At 70.4% G+C, this 26,956-nt stretch carries 22 protein-coding genes and 2 pseudogenes; 14 read left to right on the top strand and 10 right to left on the bottom strand.

Annotated elements, in window-relative coordinates; genetic code table 11:
• Positions 1 to 18: 18 nt before the first annotated feature.
• Positions 19 to 1,620: a Na+/H+ antiporter gene (locus QMK24_RS10240; RefSeq protein WP_283465079.1), complete on the top strand. Its 1,602-nt coding sequence runs from the start codon at positions 19 to 21 to the stop codon at positions 1,618 to 1,620.
• A 25-nt stretch (positions 1,621 to 1,645) separates the two neighbouring features.
• Here the strand turns inward: QMK24_RS10240 and QMK24_RS10235 are convergent, their stop codons facing one another.
• Positions 1,646 to 1,921, bottom strand: coding sequence for a GlsB/YeaQ/YmgE family stress response membrane protein (locus QMK24_RS10235; protein WP_283465078.1), 276 nt, complete (start codon positions 1,919 to 1,921; stop codon positions 1,646 to 1,648).
• Positions 1,922 to 2,088: 167 nt separating this feature from the next.
• Between QMK24_RS10235 and QMK24_RS10230 the strand changes: the two genes are divergently transcribed.
• Entirely contained in the window at positions 2,089 to 2,559 is a 471-nt protein-coding gene (locus QMK24_RS10230; RefSeq protein ID WP_283465077.1) for an SLATT domain-containing protein, read from the top strand.
• A 157-nt stretch (positions 2,560 to 2,716) separates the two neighbouring features.
• Positions 2,717 to 3,271 carry an RNA polymerase sigma factor gene (locus tag QMK24_RS10225; RefSeq protein WP_502962500.1) on the top strand — a complete coding sequence of 185 codons (555 nt, stop codon included), beginning with the start codon at positions 2,717 to 2,719 and terminating at the stop codon, positions 3,269 to 3,271.
• On the opposite strand, the gene QMK24_RS10220 is transcribed toward QMK24_RS10225, so the two are convergent.
• The 3 genes from QMK24_RS10220 to QMK24_RS10210 all read right to left on the bottom strand — a co-directional run bounded on the left by QMK24_RS10220 (position 3,236) and on the right by QMK24_RS10210 (position 7,194).
• Entirely contained in the window at positions 3,236 to 3,766 is a 531-nt protein-coding gene (locus QMK24_RS10220; RefSeq protein ID WP_283465075.1) for a hypothetical protein, read from the bottom strand. The two genes, QMK24_RS10225 and QMK24_RS10220, sit on opposite strands and share 36 nt — an antisense overlap.
• 48 nt (positions 3,767 to 3,814) lie before the next feature.
• The gene (locus QMK24_RS10215) at positions 3,815 to 4,663 is read right to left on the bottom strand and encodes an alpha/beta fold hydrolase (RefSeq protein WP_283465073.1); all 849 of its coding nucleotides are present in this window, start codon (positions 4,661 to 4,663) and stop codon (positions 3,815 to 3,817) included.
• Between the two features lie 392 nt (positions 4,664 to 5,055).
• Positions 5,056 to 7,194, bottom strand: coding sequence for a discoidin domain-containing protein (locus tag QMK24_RS10210; protein ID WP_283465072.1), 2,139 nt, complete (start codon positions 7,192 to 7,194; stop codon positions 5,056 to 5,058).
• A gap of 143 nt (positions 7,195 to 7,337) precedes the next feature.
• Between QMK24_RS10210 and QMK24_RS10205 the strand changes: the two genes are divergently transcribed.
• The 3 genes from QMK24_RS10205 to QMK24_RS10195 are packed head-to-tail and all read left to right on the top strand — an operon-like array spanning position 7,338 to position 8,226.
• Positions 7,338 to 7,526: a hypothetical protein gene (locus QMK24_RS10205; RefSeq protein ID WP_283465071.1), complete on the top strand. Its 189-nt coding sequence runs from the start codon at positions 7,338 to 7,340 to the stop codon at positions 7,524 to 7,526.
• A 5-nt stretch (positions 7,527 to 7,531) separates the two neighbouring features.
• Entirely contained in the window at positions 7,532 to 7,864 is a 333-nt protein-coding gene (locus QMK24_RS10200) for an ArsR/SmtB family transcription factor (protein ID WP_283465099.1), read from the top strand.
• Complete coding sequence (locus QMK24_RS10195) at positions 7,861 to 8,226, top strand: hypothetical protein (RefSeq protein WP_283465069.1); 366 nt, start codon at positions 7,861 to 7,863, stop codon at positions 8,224 to 8,226. Before QMK24_RS10200 ends, QMK24_RS10195 begins: the two co-directional genes overlap by 4 nt.
• A 155-nt stretch (positions 8,227 to 8,381) precedes the next feature.
• Here the strand turns inward: QMK24_RS10195 and QMK24_RS10190 are convergent, their stop codons facing one another.
• From QMK24_RS10190 to QMK24_RS41780, 4 genes and pseudogenes are all read right to left on the bottom strand, one after another.
• On the bottom strand, positions 8,382 to 10,985 hold the full coding sequence (locus QMK24_RS10190) for a discoidin domain-containing protein (protein ID WP_283465068.1): 2,604 nt from the start codon (positions 10,983 to 10,985) through the stop codon (positions 8,382 to 8,384).
• 1,249 nt (positions 10,986 to 12,234) lie between these two features.
• Complete coding sequence (locus QMK24_RS10185) at positions 12,235 to 12,474, bottom strand: hypothetical protein (RefSeq protein WP_283465067.1); 240 nt, start codon at positions 12,472 to 12,474, stop codon at positions 12,235 to 12,237.
• Between the two features lie 29 nt (positions 12,475 to 12,503).
• Positions 12,504 to 12,857: a hypothetical protein gene (locus tag QMK24_RS10180; protein ID WP_283465066.1), complete on the bottom strand. Its 354-nt coding sequence runs from the start codon at positions 12,855 to 12,857 to the stop codon at positions 12,504 to 12,506.
• 20 nt (positions 12,858 to 12,877) lie between these two features.
• A pseudogene (locus QMK24_RS41780) lies at positions 12,878 to 13,396 on the bottom strand (IS701 family transposase); the annotation flags it as partial.
• 224 nt (positions 13,397 to 13,620) lie between these two features.
• Here QMK24_RS41780 and QMK24_RS10170 point away from each other — a divergent pair.
• The 3 genes from QMK24_RS10170 (at position 13,621) to QMK24_RS10160 (ending at position 15,957) form a co-directional block, all read left to right on the top strand.
• Positions 13,621 to 14,613, top strand: a complete 993-nt coding sequence (locus QMK24_RS10170; protein ID WP_283465064.1) for a sigma-70 family RNA polymerase sigma factor — start codon at positions 13,621 to 13,623, stop codon at positions 14,611 to 14,613.
• 199 nt (positions 14,614 to 14,812) lie between these two features.
• Positions 14,813 to 15,382 (top strand): TIGR03086 family metal-binding protein, encoded by a 570-nt coding sequence (locus QMK24_RS10165; RefSeq protein WP_283465063.1) that lies wholly within the window; start codon positions 14,813 to 14,815, stop codon positions 15,380 to 15,382.
• A gap of 164 nt (positions 15,383 to 15,546) precedes the next feature.
• Positions 15,547 to 15,957 (top strand): SgcJ/EcaC family oxidoreductase, encoded by a 411-nt coding sequence (locus QMK24_RS10160; RefSeq protein ID WP_283465062.1) that lies wholly within the window; start codon positions 15,547 to 15,549, stop codon positions 15,955 to 15,957.
• Between the two features lie 157 nt (positions 15,958 to 16,114).
• Here QMK24_RS10160 and QMK24_RS41775 read toward each other — a convergent pair.
• Positions 16,115 to 16,648: pseudogene (locus tag QMK24_RS41775) on the bottom strand (IS630 family transposase); the annotation flags it as partial.
• A gap of 598 nt (positions 16,649 to 17,246) precedes the next feature.
• On the opposite strand from QMK24_RS41775, the gene panD reads away from it, so the two are divergent.
• The 4 genes from panD (at position 17,247) to QMK24_RS10135 (ending at position 24,294) form a co-directional block, all read left to right on the top strand.
• Positions 17,247 to 17,672 (top strand): aspartate 1-decarboxylase, encoded by a 426-nt coding sequence (panD, locus tag QMK24_RS10150; RefSeq protein ID WP_283465060.1) that lies wholly within the window; start codon positions 17,247 to 17,249, stop codon positions 17,670 to 17,672.
• A gap of 155 nt (positions 17,673 to 17,827) precedes the next feature.
• Entirely contained in the window at positions 17,828 to 18,865 is a 1,038-nt protein-coding gene (locus QMK24_RS10145) for a helix-turn-helix transcriptional regulator (protein WP_283465059.1), read from the top strand.
• A 358-nt stretch (positions 18,866 to 19,223) separates the two neighbouring features.
• Complete coding sequence (locus QMK24_RS10140) at positions 19,224 to 23,327, top strand: carboxypeptidase regulatory-like domain-containing protein (protein WP_283465058.1); 4,104 nt, start codon at positions 19,224 to 19,226, stop codon at positions 23,325 to 23,327.
• Between the two features lie 100 nt (positions 23,328 to 23,427).
• Complete coding sequence (locus QMK24_RS10135; RefSeq protein ID WP_283465057.1) at positions 23,428 to 24,294, top strand: hypothetical protein; 867 nt, start codon at positions 23,428 to 23,430, stop codon at positions 24,292 to 24,294.
• An 8-nt stretch (positions 24,295 to 24,302) separates the two neighbouring features.
• Here QMK24_RS10135 and QMK24_RS10130 read toward each other — a convergent pair whose 3' ends face one another.
• The gene (locus tag QMK24_RS10130) at positions 24,303 to 25,298 is read right to left on the bottom strand and encodes an ArsR/SmtB family transcription factor (protein ID WP_283465055.1); all 996 of its coding nucleotides are present in this window, start codon (positions 25,296 to 25,298) and stop codon (positions 24,303 to 24,305) included.
• Positions 25,299 to 25,499: 201 nt separating this feature from the next.
• Between QMK24_RS10130 and QMK24_RS10125 the strand changes: the two genes are divergently transcribed.
• Positions 25,500 to 26,915 (top strand): alpha/beta fold hydrolase, encoded by a 1,416-nt coding sequence (locus QMK24_RS10125; RefSeq protein WP_283465053.1) that lies wholly within the window; start codon positions 25,500 to 25,502, stop codon positions 26,913 to 26,915.
• The last annotated feature ends 41 nt before the right edge of the window (positions 26,916 to 26,956 follow it).

Genomic DNA, 26,956 nt, shown 5'->3' with positions numbered 1-26,956 from the left:
GGGAACGGGCCGAAGCTGATGGATGTCATGCCACTGTTGATGTTGATCGCGGGCAGTGCCGCGATCGCGGGCGCGGCCCGCCGCACACCGGTGCCGGCGCCCTTGCTGCTGGTCGCCACCGGACTTATCGCCTCGTACGTGCCGGGCATGCCCGACTACACCCTCGACCCCAAGATCGTGCTGCCCCTGCTCCTGCCGCCGCTGCTGCACACCGCCGCCCTCGACAGCTCGTACCTCGATCTCCGGGCCAACGCGCGCCCGGTCGCGCTGCTCTCCGTCGGCTATGTCCTGTTCGCGACCGTGACCGTCGGATACCTCGCCTATCTGGTGGTGCCCGGCCTGCCGCTGACCACGGCCCTGGTGCTGGGTGCCGTCATCGCCCCGCCCGACGCGGTCGCCGCCACCGCGATCGCGCGCCGACTCCGGCTGCCCTCGCGCATCACGACGATCCTGCAGGGTGAGTCGCTGGTGAACGACGCGACCGCGATCACCGCCTACAAGGTCGCGCTGGCCGCCGTCGTGGGGGTGGGAGCCACTTGGGGCGAGGGCATCAGGGAATTCGCCGTCGCGGCGGCGGGCGGTGTCATCGTCGGCCTGATCCTCATGGTGCCGCTGCACTGGATGCGCACGCACCTGCGGGAACCGCTGCTGCAGAACACCCTGTCGCTGCTCATTCCGTTCGTCGCCTACGCGGCGGCCGAACGGGTCGGCGCGTCGGGCGTGCTCGCCGTCGTGGTCGTCGGGCTCTACCTCGGACACCGCTCCTGGCAGGTCGACTTCGCGACCAGGCTCCAGGAGGCGGCGGTGTGGAAGATGGTCGGCTTCATCCTGGAGTCGACGGTCTTCGCGCTCATCGGGCTGCAGTTGCGGATCGTTCTCGGCGGCCTCGGCGAGTACGGGGTGGCGGAGGCGGCCTGGTACGCGTTCGCCGTCTTCGTCGCGGTCGTGGCCGCCCGCTTCGCCTGGGTCTTCCCCGCGACCTTCCTGCCCCGCGCGCTGTCGTCCCGGATCCGCGGGCGGGAACCCGACACGAACTGGACCGCGCCCGTCATCGTGGGCTGGGCCGGGATGCGCGGCGTCGTCTCCCTCGCCATCGCCTTCTCGATCCCGCTGACCATGGACGACGGACACCCCTTTCCGGCCCGCAACCTGGTGCTGTTCCTGACCTTCACCACGGTGATCGCCACCCTGGTGGTACAGGGCCTCACGCTGCCGCCGCTGATCCGCCGGCTGAAGATCCCGGCCCGCGACGTACAGGCCGAGACGCTCGCTGAGGCACAGGCCCAGAGTGAGGCGTCGACCGCCGCGGAAACCCTGCTCACCGCGCTCCTAGCCGAGGAGCGCAACGCCCTGCCCCAGCCGCTCGCCGACCGGCTGCGCACCGTGATGGACCGGCGGCGCAACGCGGTGTGGGAGCGGCTGGGCACGGTCAACGAGACCACCGGGGAGTCGGCGGACGGGACCTACCGGCGGCTCGCCAGGGAGATGATCGGGGCCGAGCGCGAGGTGTTCGTGGAGCTGCGCGACGCACGGCGCATCGACGACGAGATGCTGCGGACGCTGCTGCGCCGGCTGGACCTGGAGGAGGCCGCGGCCTACCGCGAGGAGGCGGCCGGCTGACGGGCAGCGCTGCGGCGGGCGGCTGTCAGCGCCTCGAGCTCCGGGAGTCACCGAAGAAGATGCGGTAGATGATCAGCAGAACCAGCGAGCCCCCGATGGCGGAGCCCCAGGTGGTGAGGTCGAAGAACTGGTGCGCGACGGGGCGGTCCAGGAAGCGGGCGGACAGCCAGCCGCCGACGAACGCTCCGGCGATGCCGATGATCGTGGTGCCGATCAGGCCGCCGGGATCACGCCCGGGCAGCAGGACCTTGGCGATGACTCCGGCGATGAGTCCCAGGACGATCCAGCCGACAATGCCCATGGTGTGTGCCTTCCTTTCGACGTGCTCCGCCCGAGGGACGGGCCCGCGGTCTCTCCCCGCACCGTGAGGGACGCAGTCCCCGTGCGCGGGGTTCCCGGTGCGGCACGACGGACAGCGATGTCCCCTGATACGTTCGGCCTTCCCTGATCACGGGGCACCATGTTCGCGTGCTCATACGCAGACGGACACCACCAGCGCCCGCGGCGACCGACGACCCCGTACTGGCCTATGCCCTCACGGACTTGGCCTGGTACGCACGCACTCGTGATCAAGCCCGCAGATGGCATTGGACGACCGAGTTGAGCGCCCTCCTCGCGGGCGCCACCACGGTGATCGCCGCTGGGATCCAGGCGCCGCCCGCCGTCACGGCGACCGTCGCGGGACTGGCCGTCTTCATCGGCGGCTTCCGCCAGGTCTTCAACCACACGGAACGCTACGTGCTGGCCGCGGAGTCCTGGTCGAGACTGCGCCCGGCGGTTGAGCGGTACCGGCTGCTGCCGGAGGCGGACCGGGACGCGGACGCCCGCCGGCAGCTGGTGGAGGCGGTGGAGGCGGTCTCCGCCGCCGAGATCCGGAGCTGGGCCGCCCACCGGCGCGGAACGCGGGCGGGGTCCGACCCGGGACCGGGCATCGCGTGAGGTCCGGCGGCGTCGAACGGCAGTGCCGCAGGCCGTGCGTATCCGTCTCTGTCAGGGCTGTGGCCGACGTTTCCGAGAAGCTCTGAGGAGCGCGCATCGGCCGCCGCGGGTCGGCTTCGCGCTGATGTTAGAGTCGGCGCCGGCCGATGGGGGCGCAGTGGCGGAGGAAGCCGGCGGAAGCCGTGCGGGGGAACGGGATCCGGCCGTACTGGCCCGGCTGGTGGCGGGCGCGCAGCGGGGCGACCGGCTGGCGATGGACGAGCTGCTCACCATCCTCACTCCGTACGTGGGCCGCATCTGTGGTCCTGTGGCCCTGGAGGACGGGGACGACGCGGCCCAGGAGGCGTTGATCTCGGTCTTCCGCAACATCCGGCAGCTGGATTCGCCCGCCGCGCTCTTCGGCTGGGTGCGGGTGATCGCGGTCCGTGAGGCGGTCCGGCTGGCCCGGAGGCGGCAGCGGACCGTCGTGACGGAACCGACGGAACTGTCTGAGCTGCCGGCGGTCGGCGAGCCGGAACTCGCGCAGGACATCGGGGACGTGCTGCGGCACCTCTCGCCCGAGCACCGCGCCGTACTGATGCTCCGTCATGTGGAGGGCCTGGACGAGCAGGAAGTGGCGAAGGTGCTCGCGGTTCCGCTGGGGACCGTCAGGTCCCGGCTGTTCCGCGCCAGGAGGTCATTCCGCGACGCCTGGGGCGGCGCCGGGCGCTGACCGCGCGTCGATCCGCTGCTGCAACCCGGCGAGCAGGGCTGCGCCCCGGGCCCGCGCCCCGGACCGGCGAATCCACTGGAGGGCGGAGCCGGCCGGCGAACGGTAGCTGCTGAAGAAGGCGAACCGGGTGCCCGTCCCCTCGGGCACCGCCGCCATGCCGCCGACCAGCAGCCTGCTCTGCATCAGGCACCAGCCCGGCCGCAGGACGACCTCGAAGCGCTCGCGGTGTCCCAGGACGCTCACGGCGCGCGCGGACAGCCGACCGTCCCCGTCCCTGTCCTGCCCGTCCCCGGTTCGTTCGACGGTGAACGAGCGCAGGCCGGGGATGATGTGCGGCAGTTCGTGCTCGAGGTCGGCGACCACGTCCCACAGCCGGTCCGGGGCGACGTCGAAGTGCTGCTCGACGTACAGGGCGCGCTTCGAGGCACCCGCGATGACCTTCAGACGGCGCAGCGGGTCCAGCCCGGCCTGCGGCCAGGCACCGTCATCGCCCATGCGGTCAGCTCCCTCGTCGCCCTGTCTGCGGGAGAGCGTCGCATCATCTCAGCGCGCGAACAAACGCCGGGCGGCCGCCACCACCCTGTCGGGCCGCTCGTGCTGCAGAAAGTGCCCGGCGCCCGGCACCACCTCGACGGACAGCGCGTCCGCGAAGGCTCCGCCGCCCTCCAGCAGCGGCGGCGGGATGACGACATCACGTTCTCCCGCCAGGATCAGGGTCGGAACCGTCAGCCGCAGCGCATGGAACTCCTTGTGGCGCAGGGCCGCGATGTCGTGCGCCACGAAGGCACGGTGGATCCGCTCGCCGGCCAGAGCGCTGCGCGGTTCCCGGGCGGCGGTGGCGAACTCCTCGATCTCGCCTTCTTGCCACGTGGCGGCGTCGGTCACCCCGCGCCGCAGCAGATACCGGGTGAAGGCCGGCCAGTGCCGCAGGACCCGGCGCCCGAGCGGCGGCCACTCCAACAGGACGGTGTACCAGAAGCGCCAGGCGTGCCGCAGGGTGTTCCGGCGGGTGGGCCACGGGTGGACCATGTTCACCGCGAGGAAGTGGCTGAAGCGCTCGGGCGACCGGGCGCAGGCGAGGAAGCCCGCCCAGGCACCCCAGTCATGAGCCAGCAGACGCACCCGCGCCAGTCCGAGCGCGTCCAGGACGGCGACGAGATCCGCCGCCCGCCGGTCGGTGGAATATCCGTCGGGCGACTCCTGCGACCAGCCGAAGCCGGGCATGTCCAGGCAGATCAGCCGGTAGTCACCGGACAGCCCCGGCAGGACATGCCGCCAGGTGTACCAGTGCTGGGGGAAGCCGTGGACGAGCAGTATGGGTGGTGCGTCCGGGTCACCGGCCTCGGCGTAGTGCAACTGGACGCCGTCCACGGTCACCTGGTGGTGCCGCACTCCCGGGACGGGAGGGTAGGGCCGGAGAGAAGCCGTCGAGTGCGGCTGTTGTGTTCCGGGTGTCTCCTGGACCGGCATGGGACCGCCTTCCGTGTGTCGTCGTCCCTTGTGCTGTCACCGGTGAAGAGGACGGAGGCGGGCTGTGCAATCCCCGGGCCTGCGGGATTTCCGTGTGCCGTGGATCACAGGACGGGCCACCGGGCCAACGCACTGCCCGGAACTGATCGGGCTCACGCTCGGCGGCATGGATTCCAACGATGCACGATCGCCAGGAGCTGCCCCCGGCCGTCGGCCCAGTGGCCGGCCTGACGCACGAACGCCGGGCCTGCCCCGTCCGGGAGAGACGGGGCAGGCCCGGCGGGCAGCTGCCGCGGCCGTATACGAGCAGTGGGCTACTGGGAGACGCGCACGTAGTCGATCTGCATCTTCTGGGGGAGGACGGTGGTGGCGTCGGGAGGCCCGGGCCAGTCACCGCCGACGGCGTTGTTGAGGATGATGTAGAACGGGTGGTCGTACACCCACGGACCTCTCGTCGACTCCACCGTCGCCTTGTCCGCGGTGAAGAAGGCGTGGCCGTCCACCGAGAACGTCATGTGGGTGGAGTCCCAGTCCACGGCGTAGATGTGGAAGGCCGAGGCGAAGTCGCCTCCCGCGAGGGTGTACGGCGAGCCGTAACCGTTTCCGCCGTTGTAGGCCGGGGCGTGCAGGGTGGAGTAGACCGAGTCCGCGACCTTGCCGACGTGCTCCATGATGTCGATCTCACCGGAGTTGGGCCACGGCGTGCCGGTCTTGAAGTTGGACCCGAGCATCCAGAACGCGGGCCACAGACCCTGCGTGCCGCTCACCTTGATCCGCGCCTCGACATGACCGTAGGTGAAGTCGAAGTGGTCCGAGGTGTTGATCCGGCCCGAGGTGTACTGGCCGTTGGCCTCCTTGCGCGCTTCGATGACGAGGTTGCCCGCGCCGTCCATGGTGGTGTTGTCGCCGTTGGTGTAGGTCTCCAGCTCGCCGTTCTGGCCGTTGCCGGTGTCCTGGGTCCACTTGCCGGTGTCCGGTTTCGTGCCCGCGGCGCCGTTGAACTCGTCGCTCCACACCAGGTGTTCGGGGTTGCCGGGGTTCGGCGGCAGGGTGGGCGGCGCCGTGGGGTTGCCGCCGGTGCCGTAGACATCGAAGGTCCACAGCGAGTAGCCGTAGCCGTTGCTGCGCGCGGTGCCGTACATCCGCACGTAGCGGCCGTTGCCGTCGACGGTCAGGGTCTCCTTGAAGCCCTTGCCGGTCGTGGTGGAGTAGATGCTCGTCCAGTTGGTGCCGTCGGGCGAGGTCTGGATCTGGTAGGCGGTGGCGTAGGCCGGGTCCCACTGGAGCACGATCTTGGTGATGTGCGCGGTCGCGCCCAGGTCGACGCTGATCCAGCCGGGGTCGACCCAGCCGATGGTGTCGCTGGTCGCCCATCGGGTGGCCGGGTCCTCGTCGAACGCCTTGGCCGGGGTGCAGCCGGTGCAGCTGTTGGCGTCCTGGTACGTCGAGGCGGTGGCCGGCTTGTTGTACGAGAGCAGCGCCGAGCCGTCCTGCGGCGGCGTGGTGCCGCCCCCGGCGGTGAAGACCTGGAACTCCCACAGGGAGTAGCCGTATGCGGTGGCGCGGTGGGTGCCGTACATGCGGATGTAGCGGCCGGTGCCCGACAGCGTGATCAGCTCGGTGGCTCCGGGGCCGGTGGTGGTGGAGTGGATCGTGGTCCAGTTGGTGCCGTCCGCCGAGGTCTGGATCTGGTACGCCGTGGCGTAGGCGGCCTCCCAGCTCAGCTGGACACCGCAGACCGCCTGGCTGGTGCCGAGGTCGATACGGATCCACTGGGGGTCGCTGGGCGCGCTGGACCAGCGGGTCGCGGTGTTGCCGTCGACGGCGGCGGTGGCGGGGGTGCCGGCGTTCTCGGTGGAGGACGCGGTGACGGGCTGGTTCAGTGCGGCGTTGGCGGTACCGCAGTCGCCGGGAGGTGTGCCGGCAGTGGTGCCGTAGACCTGGAACTCCCATAGGGAGTAGCCGTACGCGGTGTGCCGGGCGGTGCCGTTCATCCGGACGTAGCGGCCGGTGCCGGTGACGTTGAGGGTCTCGGTGCCGCCGGTGCCGGTGGTGGTGGCGTAGATGTCGGTCCAGTTGGCGCCGTCGGCCGAGGTCTGGATCTGATAGGCGGAGCCGTACGCGGTCTCCCACGTGAGGACGACCTTGCTGACCGTGGCCGTCGCGCCGAGATCGACCCGCAGCCACTGAGGATCGGCGGCGGCACTGGACCAGCGGGTACCGGCGTTGCCGTCCACCGCCGCGGAGGCGGGCGTGCCGGCGTTCTCCGTCGATGACGCCGTCACCGGCTTCCCCTGCGACAGCAGCGCGTCGGCCGCCTGCGCGGGAGCCCCGGTTGCGGCGGTCAGCGACAGGGCTGCCGTCAGAGCGGCGACGAGGGTCAGGGCGAGGGAACGCCAGGGGTGTTGAGCGATCCGCCGGTGGTGCCGGGTGGTGATGGGACGGCCATTCATGACGTCTCCGATCTGTGAGAGCGCTCTCCCGTTCCGGGAGCCGAGGCTGGGGCGGTCCGAGTCCGATCACCGGGGGAATTGAAGAAATCTTCAATTCCCTCCATCATGTCCTCATCAAGGGGGGCCGGTGAGCGGGAGGTGTGATGGCCGATCTGACGCCCGAAGCGGTCCGTGCGCAGGTCGTCGAGGCGCGCGTCGCCCTGGCGGCGGCCGTGGACGGCGGCGAGTACGGGGCGATCTCCGGGGCGCTCGACGCGCTGGAGGAATCGCTGGGACTGGCGAGGCTCCACGGTGTGGAGATCCCCGCGGCCGATGGGAGCGGGAGGCCATGAGGACGGTGCCGGTTCCGCTGTACCAGGCGAAGGCGGATCTCTTCCGGATGCTGGGGCACCCGGTCCGGATCCGGGTTCTGGAGCTGCTGCAGGACGGACCGATGCCGGTCCGCGAGCTGCTGGCGTCGATAGAGGTGGAGCGCTCCAACCTGTCGCAGCAGCTGGCGGTCCTGCGCCGCTCGGGGATCGTGACGTCCACCCGGGAAAAGGACACCGTGATCTACTCCCTCTCCGCCGGGGATGTCGCGGATCTGATGCGGGCCGCACGCCGGGTACTGACCGGACTCGTCGGACAGGTCACCGCCGGGCAGGTCCCAGGCCCTAGGCTCAGCCCGTGACCACAACCGGCGATGAAGAACTCGACAGCCAGCAGCTCGGCCCGCGCTGGCAGGACGCGACGACCCGGGAGCGGCTCACGCTGATCAGGGAGATCCGGCATCAGCCGCTGACTCCCCGGCAGGCGCGCCGTATCCGCATCGTCGTCGCGGCGCTCTTCATGGCCGTCGCGGCGGCCGTGCTGGTGGTGCGGCTCAGCGATCAGCCGTCGGTTCTGGTCGTCGGGGTGTACGGGGCTGCGCTGATCGTCTGCGGTGTGGTCATCGAACTGAGCCGGCGGGGCCGGACCCGGGTGGCCATGTGGGTGCTGGGCGCCGGTCTCCTGGCGGTCGCCGGCGCGGAGCAACTGCTGCGCAGCTACTGAAGAGGCACTGAGCAGCCGTAGGACAGCAGCTGTGGAAAGCGCTCTCCAGGCTCTTCCTCGGGGATTCTCCCCACGTTTGGCCGCGGTACGTGCGGGTGCGCGGCCCCCGCGACCGGATGACGGCCCCGGGGGACACGGCCTGCTGCGTCAGCGGGTTACGGGAACGACGTCACCGTGGAGGGCGTCGTCGATGTACCCGACGTCGCCGCCCCGATGTCGTTGATGACATGGGCGTACTGGCCCATGCCGCCGAGCGATACGACCAGGAGGTCGTGGAACTTCACGCCCGGTTTGTTCGGCGCCTCGAATCCGTGGTCCTGCACGATGGTCGGATCCGCGGTGAAGTTGCAGTAGCTGCCAAGACCCCAGCCCTCATGGGTGGTGACGGTGTCGTCGACCTTGTAGGCGGCGAACCCCCGGACGGCGCCGTTCTGGATGGCGGCCTGGTTCGGCGGGTCGTAGGCGATCTCGTTCTGGAAGAAGATCGTCCTGCCGTTCTCGCCGCTCCACTCCACGTCGTACTTCTTGAAGTGCTCGACGAACAGGCCGGTGGCCAGGACGTTGGCGCCGTTGACCTTCAGCCCGTAGTCGGACGGGTTGGTGTTCCAGCCGACGCCCGCGCCATGGTCCGCGCGCCACAGCCAGGTGTGGTCGATGATCGTGTCATTGCTGTTGACCTCGACCGCGGTGGTCGCCTGGCCGGGGCCCGCGCCACCGATCCGCACGAACACATCCTGCATGGACGTGGGGTTGGCGGCGTGGCCGGCGGAGGATCCGGCCGGGCCGATCTGCAGCAGCACCGGCGAGTTGACCGTACCGGCGTCGATCAGGAAGCCGGCCAGCTCGACGCCGTCGACGTCGGCGACCTTGACCGCCGTCACGCCGTTGTCCGGGACGATCGTGGCCAGGCCCAGACCGAGGACGACGGTGTTGGCGCGGGTCACGTTGATCGCCTGGTCCACGTGGTACACACCAGGCGTGAGAAGCAGGTTGAGGCCCTGGGCGAGCGCCGCGTTGATCGTCGCCGCGGACACCCCTGGCTTCGCCACGTAGAACTGGCTCAGCGGGATGGAGGTGCCCGGCGTGTTCGGCCACGACGTACCGGCGGCGTTGACGCGCTTGGAGGGGACGAAGACCTTGTAGTCGCTGCCGTCCAGGTACATGTAGGGCTTCTCGCGCGACACGGGAGTGGTCGCGAGCGTGGTGTACACGGGGTTCGGGAAGCTCTGCGCCGGAGCCCCCTGGACTCCTGAGAACACCATGTTCCACACGCCGTTGGTCCAGCCGCCGACGGAGCTGTCGCGGGTGTACCACTGCTGCTGCGAGTACGGGCCGACGGTGCCGTCGATCCTGCTGTCGGCGATGTAGCCGCCGCTCGCCCAGCCGTAGCCGGCGGGCGCCAGGTTCAGGCCGCCCTTGACGTGGATCCGGCGGAACGGCGCAGCCTGCGCGACCGCCCACCGGTCGGTGCCGTTGGACGGCGTGATCGCCAGGTTCTCCGCGGAGCGCCAGAAATTCTGTGTGGCGTTGCCGGCCATCCAGCCGGCGTCGACGGTGATGTCACCGTTGATCTGCGTGTCGTCGGGGTTGAGGCCGAGTCCCGAGACCGAGGTGTAGAAACCGATCTGCGCGTTCAGGCCGCTGTACGTGCCCGGCTTGAAGAAGAGCTGGTAGCGGCCGGTACCGAACTGCGCCGCCTCCTGCTGCGAGAAGATCTGGTCCAGGGTCCCCTGGATGTTCGCCGTGGACGGGTCGAAGACCTTCACGTTGGGACCGAGGTCGCCGCCGCCCTGGATCGGACCGGGGCCGCCGGGGTCGCTGCCGGGGGTGCCGTAAACCTGGAACTCCCAGAGCGAGTAGCCGTATGCGGTGGCGCGGACGGTGCCGTACACCCGGACATAGCGCCCGGTGCCGGTCACGGTGAGCGTCTGGTTGCCGCCTGTGCCCGTGGTGGTGGAGTAGACATCGGTCCAGGTCGACGCGGTGTCGGAGGTCTGGATCCTGAACGACTTGGCGTAGGCCGCTTCCCAGTTGAGGGTCACCTGGCTGAGGGTGGCGGTGGCGCCGAGGTCGACCTGCAGCCACTGGGGGTCGGCGGCGGCGCTGGACCAGCGGGTTCCGGCGTTGCCGTCGACCGCGGACGCGGCGGGGGTGCCGCCGTTCTCGGTGGAGGACGCCGTCGCGGCCTTGCCCTGCGACAGCAGGGTGCCGCCAGGGGGAGGCGTGGTGTCGCCCGGGGTGCCGTAGACCTGGAACTCCCAGAGCGAGTAACCGTATCCGGTGGCGCGGACGGTGCCGTAGACCCGGACATAGCGCCCGGAAGCGGTGACGTTCAGGGTCTGGTTGCCGCCGGGGCCCGTGGTGGTGGAGTACGCATCGGTCCAGGTCGACGCGTTGTCGGAGACCTGGATCGTGAACGACTTGGCGTAGGCCGTTTCCCAGTTGAGGGTCACCTGGCTGAGGGTGGCGGTGGCGCCGAGGTCGACCTGCAGCCACTGGGGGTCGGCGGCGGCGCTGGACCAGCGGGTTCCGGCGTTGCCGTCGACCGCGGCCGATGCGGGCGTGCCCCCGTTCTCGGTCGAGGACGCGGTCGCCGTCTTGCCCTGGGACAGCAAGGTGCCGGCCGCGTGCGCGGAGTGCGAGGGCAGGAAGAGAAGCAGCGAGGCGATCAGTGCCGTGATGATCGCCGCTGCCGTCGTTCTCCGGTTCCCCGGCGCCGCGGATCTCAGCGGCGGTGGGCCGGTGGGGGGAGCGAGCATGAGCAACTCTCCTGGTTCCGCGTTCGGGGGCAGGGGTCAGTGATCGTCCGGCCGTGCGGTGGCCGGACGACGAGAAGCTGAACAGCGAGGAACGGGCGCGCCTCCTCTTGGCCGAGAGAGCGCTCTCCCACACACACGGCGATGGTTCTCCTTGTGTTTCATACATGTCAAGAGTTGTGCACGCGGTGCATCGGGGACGGTATGAAGCTCCGCCAATAACGGTAAATGGCCCGGAACTTCTGACAGATGTTGAACCGATGGCGATGACCAGCGTGTATCGCGGAAAGTGTCCACCGGACCGGTCTCCGGTCCCGGCGCCGCACCTGGAACGGCCGAGCGGGCTGCGTGGCGGGCGCGCGGCGCGTCTTCAGGTCATGAACGCTGCTCACGATTCACGCCCAGATCGGTGGCGACCTGCTCGATCGTCGTACCGGCCGGGTGGGTCGTTCCCCATGACGCTTCTTCAGCGGACGCCTCGGTCGGGCGTCCGCGAAACCCCATGCCGGAGACATGACAGTTCACGGGGTCCACGCAGGTCCGGCCGAGGGCGTCAGCGGGTGAGGAAGAGGAAATGGTGTTCGCCGTTGGCCCAGGCATGGCGGAGGTGGGACCCTGCGTGGTGGCTGAGACGGCGTGCCGTGATGACGCCTACGCGGGCCCACGCGAACGCGCTGCTGCAGCGCCCGTCGCGGTCTTACAGGCGAACCCGCAGCCCGTGTTCGTGCAGGTCATCGGCTTCGGTCTCCAGGAGCAGTCTGCCGCCGGGAGTCAGTAGCCGGCGGACTCGACGGAGTAGGGCGGATGGGTCGTCCCCGATACCGATGTTGCCGTCGGCCACGATGACGGTGCTCCAGTGGCCTTTCGGCGGGAAGCGGGTCGAAGACCGAGGCGTGCAGGACAGTGGCGCCGGCTGACAGGGCCAGGGCGACCGCTGCTGGGGCGATGTCCAGGCCGAGGGCGTGGATGCCGCGTCGGCGCGTGGACGGGGCATCCACCCACCGCTGATCGGAGCGTCTACTCTGCAGCTCGACGATCTCGACCTTGAACTCCGGCGTGAACGAGCGGCGAGACGACGCTTCTTCCTCCCCACGCTCACCATGAGCCTCCCAGGGCTGAACCCCTGATACAGAGCTGAGTCATGGTCCTCGACCTTGGTCGGTGAGTTCAGGTGGGGTGTGGTGACAGGCGGGACAGCGCCAGAGGGCGGCGATGAGTGCGAGTTGAAGGCAGGCCACGACCTGGTACAGGCTCAGGGCGTGGCCTGGTCTTTTGGGTTGAGGTGCTGTTCCAGACAGAACAGGTGGGCGGCGGAGACCAGGGTCGCGTGGTGATGGAGTCCGCGATAGGTTCGGCCTTCGTAGTCGCCGAGGCCCAGTGCCTGCTCCATCTCGTGGTAGGCCGTCTCGATGTTCCAGCGGCTGGTCGCGTGTCTGACCAGGAGAGACAGCGGGGTGTCGGTGGGCAGGTCGGTGATCCAGGAGCGGAACACCGTGCCGCCGTGCTTGTGCCGCCACTGGATCAGCGGCGTGCGTTGGGGCAGGAGCCGGTCTGCGAGAGGTGGCCGCGCTCGATGATCCCGGCGATGTGCACGGGGATCGCGACGAACCAGCCTGAGCGGGCCGGGTGGCTGGCTGTCTTGGGGCGGTGGACGAACCGGCCGGCGCGGTAGCGGTTGGCCTGGGCCAGGTTGTCGACCGCGATGACGGGACGTCGCTTCGCCCGGGCGGTGACTGGGACTTCGGTGGCGGGCAGTACCACGGTGTCGCCCTGGACGGCGAGCAGCCAGCGTATGCCTCGCGTGGTGAGTCCGAGGCGGAAGGCGACGTTGGTGCCGTAGTCGCGGCGATGACCAGGGGCGGGGACTGGCCCCACGCGATGAGTTCGTCGAGCAGGTCCAAGGCGATCTGTTGCTTGGTGCGGTGCCCGATGTCGGCGGGGATCCCCGCCTTCGCGCACCGCTGCGGGTCCTGCGCCCAGCTCTCGGGCAGGAACAGGCGCCAGTGCAACGGCGTCGACCCGCGTGTGGAGGTCGCATGGACGGACACCGCGACCTGGCACAGGTGTTGTTTGCGTTCGCCGCAGTGCTGCACCATCACGCCCGCGGTGTCGTGGCCGTAGCGCACGAACGGGTGGTCGTCGATCAGCCACGCCGTCGGCGCGAGCAGGGTGACCGCTCGCGTCGCGACTCTTCGCATGACCTCGGTGTAGTCCCAGGTGGACTGGGCGACGAAGTGGCCCAGGTTCTGGGGCGGGATGCCCAGGCGGGTCGCCATCGGCTCGACCGATTTGCGTTTGCCGTCGAGCATCAGCCCACGTAAGTACTGCTCGCCGTACCCACGCTGGCCCTGGTAGGCCAGGTACTTGAAGATGTCTCCGCTGAACTCAGCGAGGTCCGCATCCAACGCGAACATGGCATGTAGGTCCATACCCAGACCATCGCCCCCACCCCCATGGTCAATCAGCCACACCGCCGAACAGGTCAATGATCATGACTCAGCTCTGTATCGGGGGAAGGTCAGTGCGGCGGCCGCATCGAGGTCCAGCAGGACGAAGCCCTCGCCTGCTGGGAACTCGCCATGGGTGTCGCTGCCCCCGGATATGGTGGTCTTGGTAGGAGCAGAGAAGGGGCGTGGGCGTGACGGCAAGAGAAGAAGGCTTCGATCGCCTGGTCGAACCGTTCCGAACGGAGCTGCTGGCGTACTGCTACCGGATGCTCGGCTCGGCTCACGACGCCGAGGACTTGGTCCAGGACACATACCTGAGGGCGTGGCGGGCGCGGGAGCAGTACGATGCTACTCGCAGCTCACTGCGCACCTGGCTCTACCGGATCGCGACGAACGCCTGCCTGACCGCTTTGGAGGCGCGCGGCCGCCGACCGCTGCCGTCGGGGCTGGTGGCCGCGTCGGACCCGCTCGGGCCGTTGGTCCAGGGAGAGAACGCCGCCTGGCTCCAGCCCTTGCCGGACTCGTTGCTGGACGCGGGCGATCCGGCTGGGGCCGTGATCGACCGCAGCAGCCTGCGCTTGGCGTTCGCCGCCGCCTTGCAGCACCTGTCGGCGCGTCAGCGCGGTGCGCTCATCCTGCGTGACGTGCTCCGCTTCTCCGCGTCCGAGGCGGCGGAAATCCTCGGCACCACCGCCGTATCGGTGAACAGTTCCCTGCAGCGGGCGCGTACCCGGGTGAAGGAAGTCGGGGTCCGGCAGGAACGTCTCAGCGAGCCGTCCGCAGCCGAGCAGCGCGCCTGGGTCGATCGCTACATGAAGGCGTTCGAGCACGCCGACGTCGAGGGTCTCAAGCGGCTGCTCACCGAGGACGTGCTCATGGAGATGCCGCCGGTGCTCAACTGGTTCGTCGGCCGCAGCAACTACGGCCTGTTCATGGAATGGGTCTTCGGGGAGCTCGGAACGGACTGGCGTCTGAAGGCGGTCGCGGCCAACGGCCAGCCCGGGTTCGCCGCCTACCAGCGCGTCGGTGGCGGGTACCAGCTGCACACGCTCCAGATCTTCACCGTCACTGCCGAGGGCATCAGCCGGAATTCGGTGTTCCAGGGTTCCGAGGTCTTCGCGTCTTTCGGTCTGGCGGCCGGACTCGACGAGCAGGGACTTGTCAGCGCCGGGGGTTGTGTTTAGCCAGGTGAGGGGGATGACAGTTCGAGTAGCAGCAGGGCACGTCGGGGATCTCTGGCATCACGGCAGGTCTCTGTCCGGCACGCCTCAAACTGAGGGAGCGGCGGCCATTGCATCGAATGCACGACACCGCTGACCGATCAGTTGGATCGCCGTAAATCCATTGACCGGCCTGGCAGGTGGATGCGTATAGTCCCGCCCGATGACTACCATTTCTGTTGAGAATCTCGCACGCGCGTGCGAAGCCGTCGGCGACCTGATCGCCGAGATCCGCCCCGAGCAGTGGAAGGAGCGGACGCCCTGCACGGAATGGGACGTGCGAGAGGTGGTCACGCACCTGGTCGGCATGGACCTGGTGTTCGCGGCCATGATCGAGGGCGGTCCGATGCCCGAGCGCGGAGTGGACCGCCTCGGGGACGACCCGGTCGGCGCCTACCGGTCCTCCAGTGCCGCGCTGCAGGCGGCCTTCTCAGGTCCGGGGGTGCTTGAGCGGAGCTTCCACGGACCCCTGGGGAGTGCCACGGGCGCCGAGCGCCTGCAGATCCGCCTGTACGATCTGCTCGCCCACGGATGGGACCTCGCCCAGGCAACCGGAATCCCCGTCCGCCTGCCCGCGGAGGTCGGTGAGCAGAGCCTGGCGTTCGCTCGGGTCCAACTCGCCACCCAGAACCGCACGGGACGGTTCGCCGAGCCGCAGCCCGTCGACGAGACCGCTCCGGCCATCGATCGCCTGGTTGCGTTTCTCGGCCGAACGGTCGCGCCCCAGCAGTAGGACCTCACGGGTACCCGTTGGTGACTGGTACCCGTGAGTGAAAGTGACCGTCACTGGCTCGACATCTCTTGACCGCGGGCGCGATGAGTTCCGACCTCACCGCCGGTATGTATTGACGAGTTCGCCGGAAGACCCCGGGCGAACCGATCACAAGGGAGAATCCGATGTCAGACAGTCGTGCGGAAGACGAGGCCGCAATCAAGGCCGTGCTGGTTGACTCCTACAAGGCGTGGGACGCCGGCGACGCCGACGGCATGGTCGCCAACTACACCGCGGACGCGACCGCCATCATGACCGGCTCGCTCCGCGACAGCCGTGACGTGATCCGCCAGAACATGGCCCTGAGCTTCGAGGGGCCACTCAAGGGCAGCTCGACCTACAACAAGCAGCTCAGCATCCGCTTCCTCGGCAAGGACGGCGCGATCGTCGTCAGCGAATCCGGCATCCTGTTCGCCGGCGAGGCCGAGGTTCCGGACCCGCGTAAGGTGAACGCGACCTGGGTCCTTGAGAAGCGGGACGGCCAGTGGCTGATCGCCGCCTATCACAACAGCCCGCTGCTGGTGCCTGGGAACTGAGCCGCGGCTGCGCGGCGCGAAGACATGGGGTGCCTTCGTAAGTCCATCGGTAGGGCTTGGCGGTCTCGTTGTGCCCGATGACATTTGCCTCTGGTTTCTCGATCAGGTCCTCATGGCTGGCGAAGTCGCCATGCCGTACGACTCGGCGGGTCAGGGCGGAGAAGAACAGTTCGACCTGGTTGAGCCAGGAGGCATGCGGAGGGGTCCAGCGGACGTGCCGACGCGGATGGGCGGCCAGCCACGCCTTGGTGTGCCTGGCGGAGTGGGAGGAGCCGTTGTCGAGTACGACGTGGATCTCCCTGCCAGGAACGATCGCCCGGTCGAGCTGGTCCAGGAAGGCGGTGAATGTCGCCGCGTCGTTGCGGGCGATCACCTCGGTGAGGACCTCGCCGGTGCGCACGTCGAGAGCGGCGACGAGGGAGGCGGTGCCGTGGCGCCGGTACTCGAACTCTTGCCGGGCGGGTCCACCAGGGCGTACAGGACGGCCGGGATAGCGACGTGAACGGGCGGCGATCGCGGTCTTCTCGTCGGTCGAGAGCACCACCGCCCCCTCGGGCGGATCGAGGTAGAGGGCACACATCCCGGCAGCTCGCTGCCAGAAGTCGGGGGTGTCCCGGCGGGTGAGCCGGCCACGGACCTTGTGCGGCTTCAGGTCCAGGCCAGTGTGGCCCAGCACAGCGCCGACGAGCATCCTCTCGGCGCGAAAACAGAGCGCCGCTGGTGCATCCGACCAGTACGCACATCGCAAACCACTGCCAGGATCGCCCAAAGACTCCCGAACCGCCCTCTCGGATCGGCGGCCAGGAAGAGCAGGTAGCGCCCTTGAGGCGGTCACGGCGCCCCCACTTCTCCCTCCGCTTCGACCTCCCACTCATCGCCGCCGTACTGCTGAGCGTTCCGGCTGGGCCTCCTCCCGATGGTTCTCCGCTCCGGTCAGCTGCCGCTGGTGGGGCCGGGGATCGGGTTGTCCGGCGCGAACTCGGCGGCGATCTGCGAGGCGATCGCCTCGGCCGTTCGTTGATTGGTCGGCCTGGAGGGATGTCGGGGCCCTCGGTAGGTCCGGCCGGAGTGGGTTGCGTAGGCTGGTGCGGTCTTCGTGGGGTGGGTGCAAGGTCCGCGTGGCCCCTCTGCGCCCAGCTGACGAAGTGTCAGAGAAGTCGGCAATCGGTCAGCATGAGTCCTGGAAAACCTTGTGAAAGCTGCCCGAAGATGCGACTCGTGACCAGGTATGGAAACCGCCCTTGACCTGCAAAAATGTGGGCAGGGAGCCAAGATCCGGGAGTGCCGCCGTGTTGCGTACCATGTTCAAATCCAAGATCCACCGTGCCCGGGTCACCGAGGCCGATCTGCACTACGTGGGCTCGGTCACGGTCGACGCCGACCTCATGGAGGCAGCCGATCTGCTGCCGGGTGAGCTGGTTCACATCGTCGACATCGACAACGGCGCCCGGCTGGAGACGTACGTCATCGAGGGCGAGCGGGGCTCCGGTGTGATCGGTATCAACGGCGCCGCGGCGCATCTGATCCACCCCGGTGACCTGGTCATCCTGATCAGCTACGCCCAGGTCGACGACGCCGAGGCGCGCGCTCTGAAGCCGCGGATCGTGCATGTCGGCGAGGGCAACAAGATCGTCGCGCTGGGCGCCGACCCGTCCGAGCCGGTCCCCGGCAGCGCGACCGTACGCGGCCCGTACGCCCGGAGCGCCACCGTGTAGCGAGCTGGACGGGACCGCCCCGGCACGCCCCCCGCGGTCCGGTCGCGGTCTGCGGTGTAAGCGGTGCCGGTCGGTCGGCGCCCCTACGTATCAGCTCTGTGACATACCCGCATTCCGGGGGAGGGCGGCGCCGACTCCGGATAGTCTGCCCGATCATGACCGAACGTCCGTTTGAGGCTCTGGGGTTGAGCGCCGATGCGGACCGGGCCTACCACCTGCTGGTGGCCACGCGCGGTGTGGCGGCGGCCGGACTGGCCCGGGACCTCGGCCTGCCGCCGGCCCGGGCCGAGGCGGTCTGCGCGGAACTCGGAGCGCGGGGGCTGGTCCGTTCCGGCGCGGACGGGCGCTGGTATCCGGTGCCGCCCCGGGCCGGGTTACTGCCCCTCCTGTCGCGGACGCAGGAACAGCTGCGGCAGGGACGGGAGTTACTGGACCGGCTGGCGGTGGAGTACCAGCGCGTCCACGAGGGGTATCGCGCCGAGGAGATCGTCCAGGTCGTGGAGGGCTACGGCGCGGCCGGTCTGTGGGCCGATCAGCTGAGGCGTTCCGCGCGGACCGAGGTCGCCTCGTTCGTCCGCGGTCCCTTCCCTGCGGACGGGGAGGGCCGCGACCCGCTGGAGGCGGGGCCGGAGCGACTCGGCGAGGGCGTCCGGCACCGCGTGGTGCGCGACCGGTCGGCGCTGGAGACGCCCGGCGCGTTGGACGGCGCGTGCGGGGAGCGGGCGGCCTGCGAGGAGGTCCGGGTGGCGAAGAGCCTGCCGATGCGGCTCTGCATCGCCGACCGGGAACTGGCGCTGCTGCCCCTGGGTCCCGAGTCCGAAGTGCCGGGCCCTGCCCTGATGCTGGTGCGGCCGAGCGGTCTGCTGGACGCCCTCGTCGCGCTCTTCGACGCGGTGTGGGCGTCCAGTACGCCGCTGCGGGAACGGGGTTCCGGCGGGCGCAGCGCCGTCCAGTTGCGGATTCTCGCGATGCTGGTGAACGGCGGCACCGACCAGGCGATGGCCCGCGCGCTGGGTGTCGCGGTCCGTACCGTGCAGCGCCATCTCGCGGTGATGGAGCGTGCGGCGGGGGTGGAGAACCGCGTCCAACTGGTCTGGCACGCGGCGCGGCACGGCTGGCTCGACGAGGCGGACGGCGTGGGGAACGGGATCACGGGCGGAATGCCGGTCGTGCCGGTCGGATACACGGACTGAACGGCACGGGCGGAATGCCGGTCGTGCCGGTCGGATACACGGACCGAACGACCGACGGGATCGCGGACGGAATGCCAGGTGGAGCCGCAGACGGAGCCGCAGACGGAGGCGGAGGCGGAGCGGCGGCGTCCGATTGACAGGAACGCGACGCCGAATGCCGGGTCCATGAATGTCAGGTATCCGACAACCTTGTCACGTTCCGCTGATACGCGTGAGGCGTAGGTATACGCAAGCGGTCCGTAGGACACGCCGTCGGCCGGGTGACCCGTGTACCGGTCGGCTCCGGTCGGATTCCAGGAGTCCTGCTTTGCGTATACCCATACAGCGGCGGCCCGGAAGACGCAGAGGCGCCGCATCGGTGATCGCCGCTGCCGCATCTGCCACCGTCGCCCTGCTCGGCCTCCAACTGCCCGCCGCCGCGACGGCGGCGGCCGCCCCCTCCGCCCGGCCCGATGTCACGGCCCAGTGCGGCGCGGCCAAACCCGGTCATTTCAGCTGCTTCGCGCTGCGCCGCACCGATATCCCCGGCACCGTCGGCGTGCACGCCGCGACCCCCAACGGCTTCGGCCCGGGGGACCTGCAGAGCGCGTACGCCCTGCCCGCGGACGGCGGAGCGGGCCAGACCGTGGCCATCGTCGACGCCTACGACAACCCCAGCGCGGAAGCCGATCTCGCGATCTACCGGGCGCAGTACGGACTCCCGGCCTGCACCACCGCCAACGGCTGCTTCAAGAAGGTCAGTCAGCGCGGCGGCACCGACTATCCCGCCCCGAACACCGGCTGGGCGGGTGAGATAGCGCTGGACGTCGACATGGTGTCCGCCGCCGCCCCCAACGCCCACATCCTGCTGGTCGAGGCCGACGATCCCAGCTTCCAGAACCTGGGCGCCGCGGTGGACCAGGCGGTCACGCTGGGCGCCAAGTACGTCTCCAACTCCTATGGCACCGGCTACAACTCGACGCCCGGCAGCGGCGAGGACCCGTCGGAAGCCACCACCATGGACCCGTACTACAACCACCCGGGCGTGGCCATCGTGGCCTCCTCGGGGGACAGCGACTACGGCGTCAGCTATCCGGCGGCCTCTCCGTATGTGACCGCCGTCGGCGGTACGGCGCTGGCCAGGGACACCGCCGGCGGGCGCGGCTGGTCGGAGTCGGTGTGGCACAACTCGTACGGCGGCCCCGGTTCCGGCTGCTCGGCTTATGAGCCCAAGCCGGCCTTCCAGACGGACACGCCCTGCGGCAAGCGCGCGGTGGCCGACGTCTCGGCGGTCTCCGACCCCCTGACCGGTGTCGCGGTCTACCAGACCTACGGAGGCTCCGGCTGGGCGGTGTACGGCGGCACCAGCGCCGCCTCGCCGATCATCGCGGGCGTGTACGCCGCCGCCGGCACCCCCGGCGCGGGAACGTACCCGAACGCCTACCCGTACGCCAAGGCCGGTTCGCTCAACGACGTCACCACGGGCAACAACGGCACCTGCACGCCGGCGTACCTGTGCACCGCCGGAACCGGCTACGACGGCCCGACCGGTCTCGGTACCCCCAACGGCCTCGACGCCTTCCGCAGCGGCCCGCACGGCGTGATCTCCGGCACGGTCACCGACCACGCCACCGGCGCGCCACTGGCCGGAGCGCAGGTCAAGGCCGGTGACCACAGCGCCGTCAGCGATGCGGCCGGCGCCTACAAGCTCGATGTCCCGCCCGGCAGTTACGACGTGACGGCGAGCGCCTACGGCTACGCCACGAAGACCGCAGCCGGCGTCGTCCTCACCGACGGCGGCACCGTCACCCAGGCGTTCGCGCTGGACGCCGTGCCCCGGCAGACCGTCTCCGGCAAGGTCACCGATGGCTCCGGCCACGGCTGGCCGCTCTACGCGAAGATCACCGCGGACGGTGTCCCGGGCGGCCCGGTGTTCACCGACCCGGCCACCGGCGCCTACCATCTGACGCTTCCTCAGGGTGTGTCCTACACCCTGCACATCAGCGCGGCCTACACCGGCTACAAGTCCGTGGACAAGGTCGTCGCGGTCGGCACGGCCGACCAGACCGTGAACGTCGCCGTCCCGGTGGACGCGATCGCCGCGCAGGCTCCCGGCTACGCCGTTCACCTGTCAGGACCGACGGAGCCGTTCGACTCCACCACCTCCGCGCCCGCGGGCTGGAGCGTGACCAACGCCGACGGTACGACCGGCGGCTGGGGCTTCGACGACGCCGGCAAGCGCACCAACAAGACCGGCGGCACCGGCGGCTTCGCCATGATCGACAGCGACCACATCGGCAGCGGCAAGCACCAGGACAGCCGGCTGCTCTCCCCGTCGTTCGACCTGACGGGGAAGACCAGCCCGGTGGTCGGCTTCGACACCGAGTACAAGGGATACTCGAACTCGGCCGCCGACGTGGATGTGAGCGCCGACGGCGGGACCACCTGGACCACCCTGTGGCACCAGACGACGACCTCGCTCCTCGGTCCCCAGCACATCGACCTGCCGCTGACCGCCTACACGGGCAAGAGCGACGTCAGGCTGCGCTTCCACTACTCCGGCACCTGGGCCTACTGGTGGGAGCTGGACAACGTCTTCGTCGGCCAGCGTTCCTACGACCCGGTCCCCGGCGGCCTCGTGGTGGGCAACGTGACGGACGCCAACACCCACACCGGGGTCAACGGGGCGACGGTCTCCAGCGTCGACGCCCCCGCGGAGAAGACCACGACCGCGGCGACCCCGGACGACCCGGGTGTCGGTGACGGCTTCTACTGGGTCTTCTCGCACCTGACGGGCAAGCACCCGTTCGCCGCCGCGGCCGCCGGTTACAGCAAGGCCACCGCCACCGCGAACGTGCCGCCGGACGGTACCGTCCAGACCGACATCGCCCTCAACGCGGGGCGGCTCCAGGTCACTCCCGGCGCCATCAGCAAGACGGCGCCCTGGGCCGGAAGCGCCACCCAGAAGGTGACGGTGAAGAACACCGGCACCGCTCCGGCCACCCTGGACGTCGGTGAGACCGCGGGCGACTTCGTCATCGCGAAGTCCGGCGGCGCCCCGCTGAACCTGATCAAGGGCAGCTACTCCCCGCTCTCCCTCAAGCCGGCCAAGGCGCCGCGGGTCACCCCCGCGGCACAGGGCGCGGCCGGCACCGCCTGGCAGTCGGTCGCCGACCTGCCGGTGCCGGTGGGCGACAACGCGGTCGGGGTGTACAACGGCACCGTCTACTCCGGCTTCGGCTTCACCGGGGCCGCCGACACCAGTGATCTTTACGCCTACTCCACGAGCTCCGGCACCTGGACGAAGCAGGCCTCGGCCGCCGACACCCGTGAGGCACCCGCCCGCGGCATCATCGGCGGCAAGTTCTACATCGCGGGCGGGTGGGGAGCGTCCGGTGCGCCCGACGCCAAGCTGGAGATCTACGACACCGCGTCCAACTCCTGGTCCACCGGGGCCGCGACTCCCAAGCCGTACGCCGGCTCGGGCAGCGCCGTGGTGAACAACAAGCTGTACGCCGTCGGCGGCTGCACCGCGACCGCCTGCGGCAAGACCGATGTGTCCGTCTACAACCCGTCGTCCGACAGCTGGTCCGCCGCGGCCGCCTATCCCGAGGCCATCGCCTGGGAGGCGTGCGGCGCCATCAGCGGCAAGCTGTACTGCTCCGGCGGCACCAGCGACGCGGGCACCGTCAAGCACGGCTACGTGTACGACCCCGCCACCGATGCCTGGTCGCCGATCGCGGACCAGCCCACCGACCAGTGGGGCACGTCGTACACCTCCGCCAACGGTCTGCTGCTGATCGCCGGCGGCGCCATCAACAGCGGGGCGGCCATCACCAACCAGGCGTGGGCCTACAACCCGGCCGGCAACACCTGGAGCGCACTGCCCAACGCCAACGCCTCCGTCTACCGCGGCGGCGGAGGACCCGGGTTCTACGCGGTCGGCGGTCTGGCGGGCCAGACGCCCGTCAAGACGGCCGAACTGCTCCCGGGCTACGACCAGTTGGACAGCGCGGACGTCAGCTGGCTGAGCGAGAGCGCGACCAAGCTCACCGTGCAGCCCGGCGCGACGGTCAGCTTCACCGTCACGCTGGACGCCTCGGTTCCGGAGGTCACCCAGCCCGGCACCTTCCATGCCTCGCTGTCCCTGACCACTGACACCCCCTACCGGCTGGACCCGATAGGCGTCACCTTCACCGTCAAGCCCCCGGCCACCTGGGGGAAGATCACCGGCACGGTGACCGGCAGCAATGGAAGCGGCGGCACCGCGCCGCTGGCGGGCGCGACCGTCCAGATCAACACCTGGGCGACGCATTACACCCTCAAGACGGGCACGGACGGCACCTACGCCCTGTGGCTCGACGTCCGCAACAACCCGCTCACCCTGATCATCGCCAAGGACGGCTACCAGCCGACCTCGACGACCGTGAAGATCAAGAAGGGAGCGGTCACCACCAGCAACTTCAATCTCCTGAAGGATTGACGAAAGGTGAGCTGAACCGCTGAGATCCGTGGAGGGGACCGGACGAACCGGTCCCCTCCACGCGGGTGGCGGCAGCGCCTCCCCAAGGGAAGGCCGCTTCATGAACACCGCCTGGTCCGGACTGATCGACGACGCCGCGCTGTTCCCGCCCGGCGATGTGCCGCTGCCGCGAGCGCTGCCCGCGCACCTCGGCTACCGGACGGCGTGGTTCGCGGACCTCGTCGGCCCCTTCGTCTTCCCCGCCCCGCGGCTCGGCGAGCTCGCGGCGGCCCTGGCCGCGGTCCCGGACGGCCACGCCCTCGACATCAGCCTGACCGTGCCCGTCGGCGCCCCGGCCCTGCCGCCCGCGCTGGACGCGCTGGCGAAGCTGCCCGCCGTCCGGCTGGCGGCCGTGGAGATCGCCCTCCCCGACGGCCCCTCGGTCGGCGACACGCTCACCGTCCTCGACCGGGAACTGCCCCCGGAGGTCACCGCCCATGTGGAGGTTCCGCGCGGCGCCTTCGGCGCCGAGGTGGCCGACGCCATCGCGGCAAGCCGCCACCACGCCAAACTGCGCACCGGCGGCACGGTCGCCACGGCGTTTCCCGGCGAGCGCGAACTGGCCGCGGCACTCATCATCTGCGCCCGGCGCGGACTCGCCTTCAAGTGCACCGCGGGATTGCACCACGCCCTGCGGCACACCGATCCGGTGACCGGATTCGAGCACCACGGCTTCCTCAACGTCCTGCTGGCCACCGAAGCGGCCCTGGACGGCGCGGAGCGCGACGCGGTGGCCGCGCTGCTGGCCGAGCGGTCGGCCGGACCGGTCCGGGACCGCGTCGCCGCGCTGGGCGCGGACGGTGTCGCGCGGGTGCGCTCCACCTTCACCTCCGTCGGCTCCTGCAGCGTCCATGAGCCAGTGGACGATCTGACCACCCTGGGCCTGCTCACCGCCCCGGACGACGGAACGCCGGGGAATCGGGGCTGACAGCCCGGCTACTCCGGCGCGGAGGACAGCAGGCGCCCGCCCTGGGGCGTGCGCAGATACAGCACCTCGCGGCCCGCGCGGGTGCTGCTGACCAGACCGGCCCGGCGCAGGACCCCCAGGTGGTACGAGACGGTCGCCGGGCTGAGGAACCGGGTGGAGGCCAGCGCGGTGGTGGTCGACGGCCGGTCGAGCGAGGCGAGCAGATCGGCCCGGGTCGGTCCCAGCAGCCGCGCCAGTTCCGCGCTGGGAGGCGCCTCGGGCGCCGTCGGCGGCCGCGCCGGATACACCAGCGCCGGGGGTCGGCGGGGGCCGTCGCGGACCGGGTCGACGGACACGCCGACCGCGTAGGCCACCAGCGACGGAATGAGCAGCACCATCGGCACGGTGAGGTTCACCTCGAAGCGGCTCTCCAATTGGAGGGTGCCGCCGTCCCAGCGGATCGACGGGTGCAGGGAGTCGAAGAGGCGGGCGGCGCCGTAGCGTGCCAGGGTCAGCGCGCGCCGGTCGACCTCCGCCTCCAGGACCGCCCGGGCCTGCGGCCAGTGCGGTGCGAAGGCGCTGTCCCAGTAGCGGCCCAGTTCCTCCGCGGCGCGCTGCGCCAGGTACCGGCCGCCGCGCTCCAGCGCCGTGCGCACCACGTCCGGCAGTTCGCGTCCCTCCAGCCCGCTCTCCGGGCGGCCCGCGCGCAGCGCCGCCAGCTCGGCGGCGACCCGCTCGGGCGGCGTGGCCCGCACCTGCTCCAGCTCGTCCGCGATTTCGGGGGAGGGGGTGCGCGGATAGGGTGTGAGGAAGTCCGGCAGATATCCGGCCCGGTCCACCGCGAGCGCCGTCAGCAGCGGCAGGTCCTCCCGGCGCAGCACTCGCCGGGCCCGGGACACCCACAGATCCGCGCTGAGCGGCCCCCGCAGTCCCCACGGCATCAAGGTGCCGGCCGCTTCGTGCAGCGGGGAGACGGCGAACCGCGACCTGGCCAGCCCCGCGGCGTCCACTGCCAGTCGGATCATGGTCTCCCCCGGGGGGCCCGGCCCCCTCACCCTTTGAACCTGATCGAATCCTGGCACAAAACCTCGCGGTGCGGCGGTCCCCGGTACCAGCCTGTGATGTGTGGGAGCGCGCCGCCGGACTTGACGGGGGAGTCCGCCGGCGCGCCCCCGTTCAGCCGGGCAGCCACAGCCGGGTAACCACAACGGGGAATGGGGACGTTCATGGTCGCAGTACGGGTCCGCAGACGGGCGCTGACGGGGATGGTGGCCCTGGCCGCCGCCGGTGTGCTGACGGCGGGGGCGGCTCCCGCTCCCGCCGCCGGCCCGGCGGGTGCGCGGGACGCCGCGTCCCCTCACGCCGGCCGACTCACCGGGGCGGCGCCCTGTCCGGGGCAGGAGAGCTTCACCTGCGCCACGCTCAAGGTCCCGCTGGACCACGCCGGACGCACACCCGGCACCCTCGCGCTCAGCGTGGCCATGACCGGTAACACCCATGCGCCCAAGGGCGATCTGGTCTTCCTCACCGGAGGCCCCGGCCAGCCGGGCGTGCCCTTCATGACCAAGCTCGCGGGCAAACTGGCACCCGTACTCGGCCAGTACCGGATGGTCATGATCGACCAGCGGGGCACCGGCGCGGGCGCGCTCCAGTGCCCGGAACTACAGGCGGAGATGGGATCGTCCGATCTGACGCCGCCCACCCCGAAGGCCGTCACCGACTGCGCCGCCGCCATCGGCCCCGACCGGCGCTTCTACAGCACCGCCGCCACCGTCGGCGACCTCGACCTGCTGCGGCAGGCCCTCGGTGCCCGCAGGATCAGCCTGGACGGCGTCTCATACGGCACGTTCGTCGCCGAACGGTACGCGCTGGCGCACCCGGACCGGGTGAACCGGCTGGTCCTGGACTCCGTGGTGCCGCAGCAGGGCGACGACCTGCCGGACCTGACCACGCTCACGGCCACCGCCCGGGTGCTGCGCGGCGCCTGCGCGGCCACCGGCTGCGCCACCGACCCGGCCCGGGACCTCGCCCAGGTGGTGCGCACCTACCGCAACGGCCCCGCCGTCCTGGACATGCTCACCACCTACGAGTTCGTCGACGCCGACTACCGGGGCATCCCCGAGGCGCTGCACCTGGCGGCGGCCGGCCGTCCGCAGACCCTGCAGGGGTACATCGACGGCACCCGCCAGGGGTCGGGCGCCACGGCGGAGCAGCTCAGTCAGGGGCTGCACGCCAGCGCGCTGTGCGCCGACTGGCGTTATCCGTGGGGCACGTCCGACACCCCGGTGGCGGGCCGGGCCGCGGCTCTCGAACGGGCACGCCGCCATCTCACCGCCGGTTCGACCTGGCCCTTCGACCCGGCCACCGCCACCGGTCAAGGCACCATGCTCACCTGCCTGGACTGGCCGCGGGAGCCGGTGCCGCCGGCTCCGTCCCGCCGCCAGAAGCTGCCGCGGGTGCCGGTGCTGCTGCTCGGCGGCGACCGGGACCTGTCCACCCCGCTGGAATGGCTCCGCCAGGAGGCGCGGATGGCCCCGCTCGGCCAGGTCGTCATCGTGCCCGGCGCGGCGCACTCCGTGCAGAGCCGCGCCACCAGTGACGCCGGCCGCCAGGCGGTGTACGCCTTCCTGCTGCGCGGCTGACCCGCCGAGGGCCAGGCCCTGAGCGCGAGGCCCCTGCCGGT

Source organism: Streptomyces sp. PH10-H1 (assembly GCF_030063355.1).
In the GTDB taxonomy this organism is placed as follows: domain Bacteria; phylum Actinomycetota; class Actinomycetes; order Streptomycetales; family Streptomycetaceae; genus Actinacidiphila.
The sequence above is the reverse complement of the archived record's forward strand: the minus strand, read 5'-3'. Positions and strand labels throughout refer to the sequence as shown.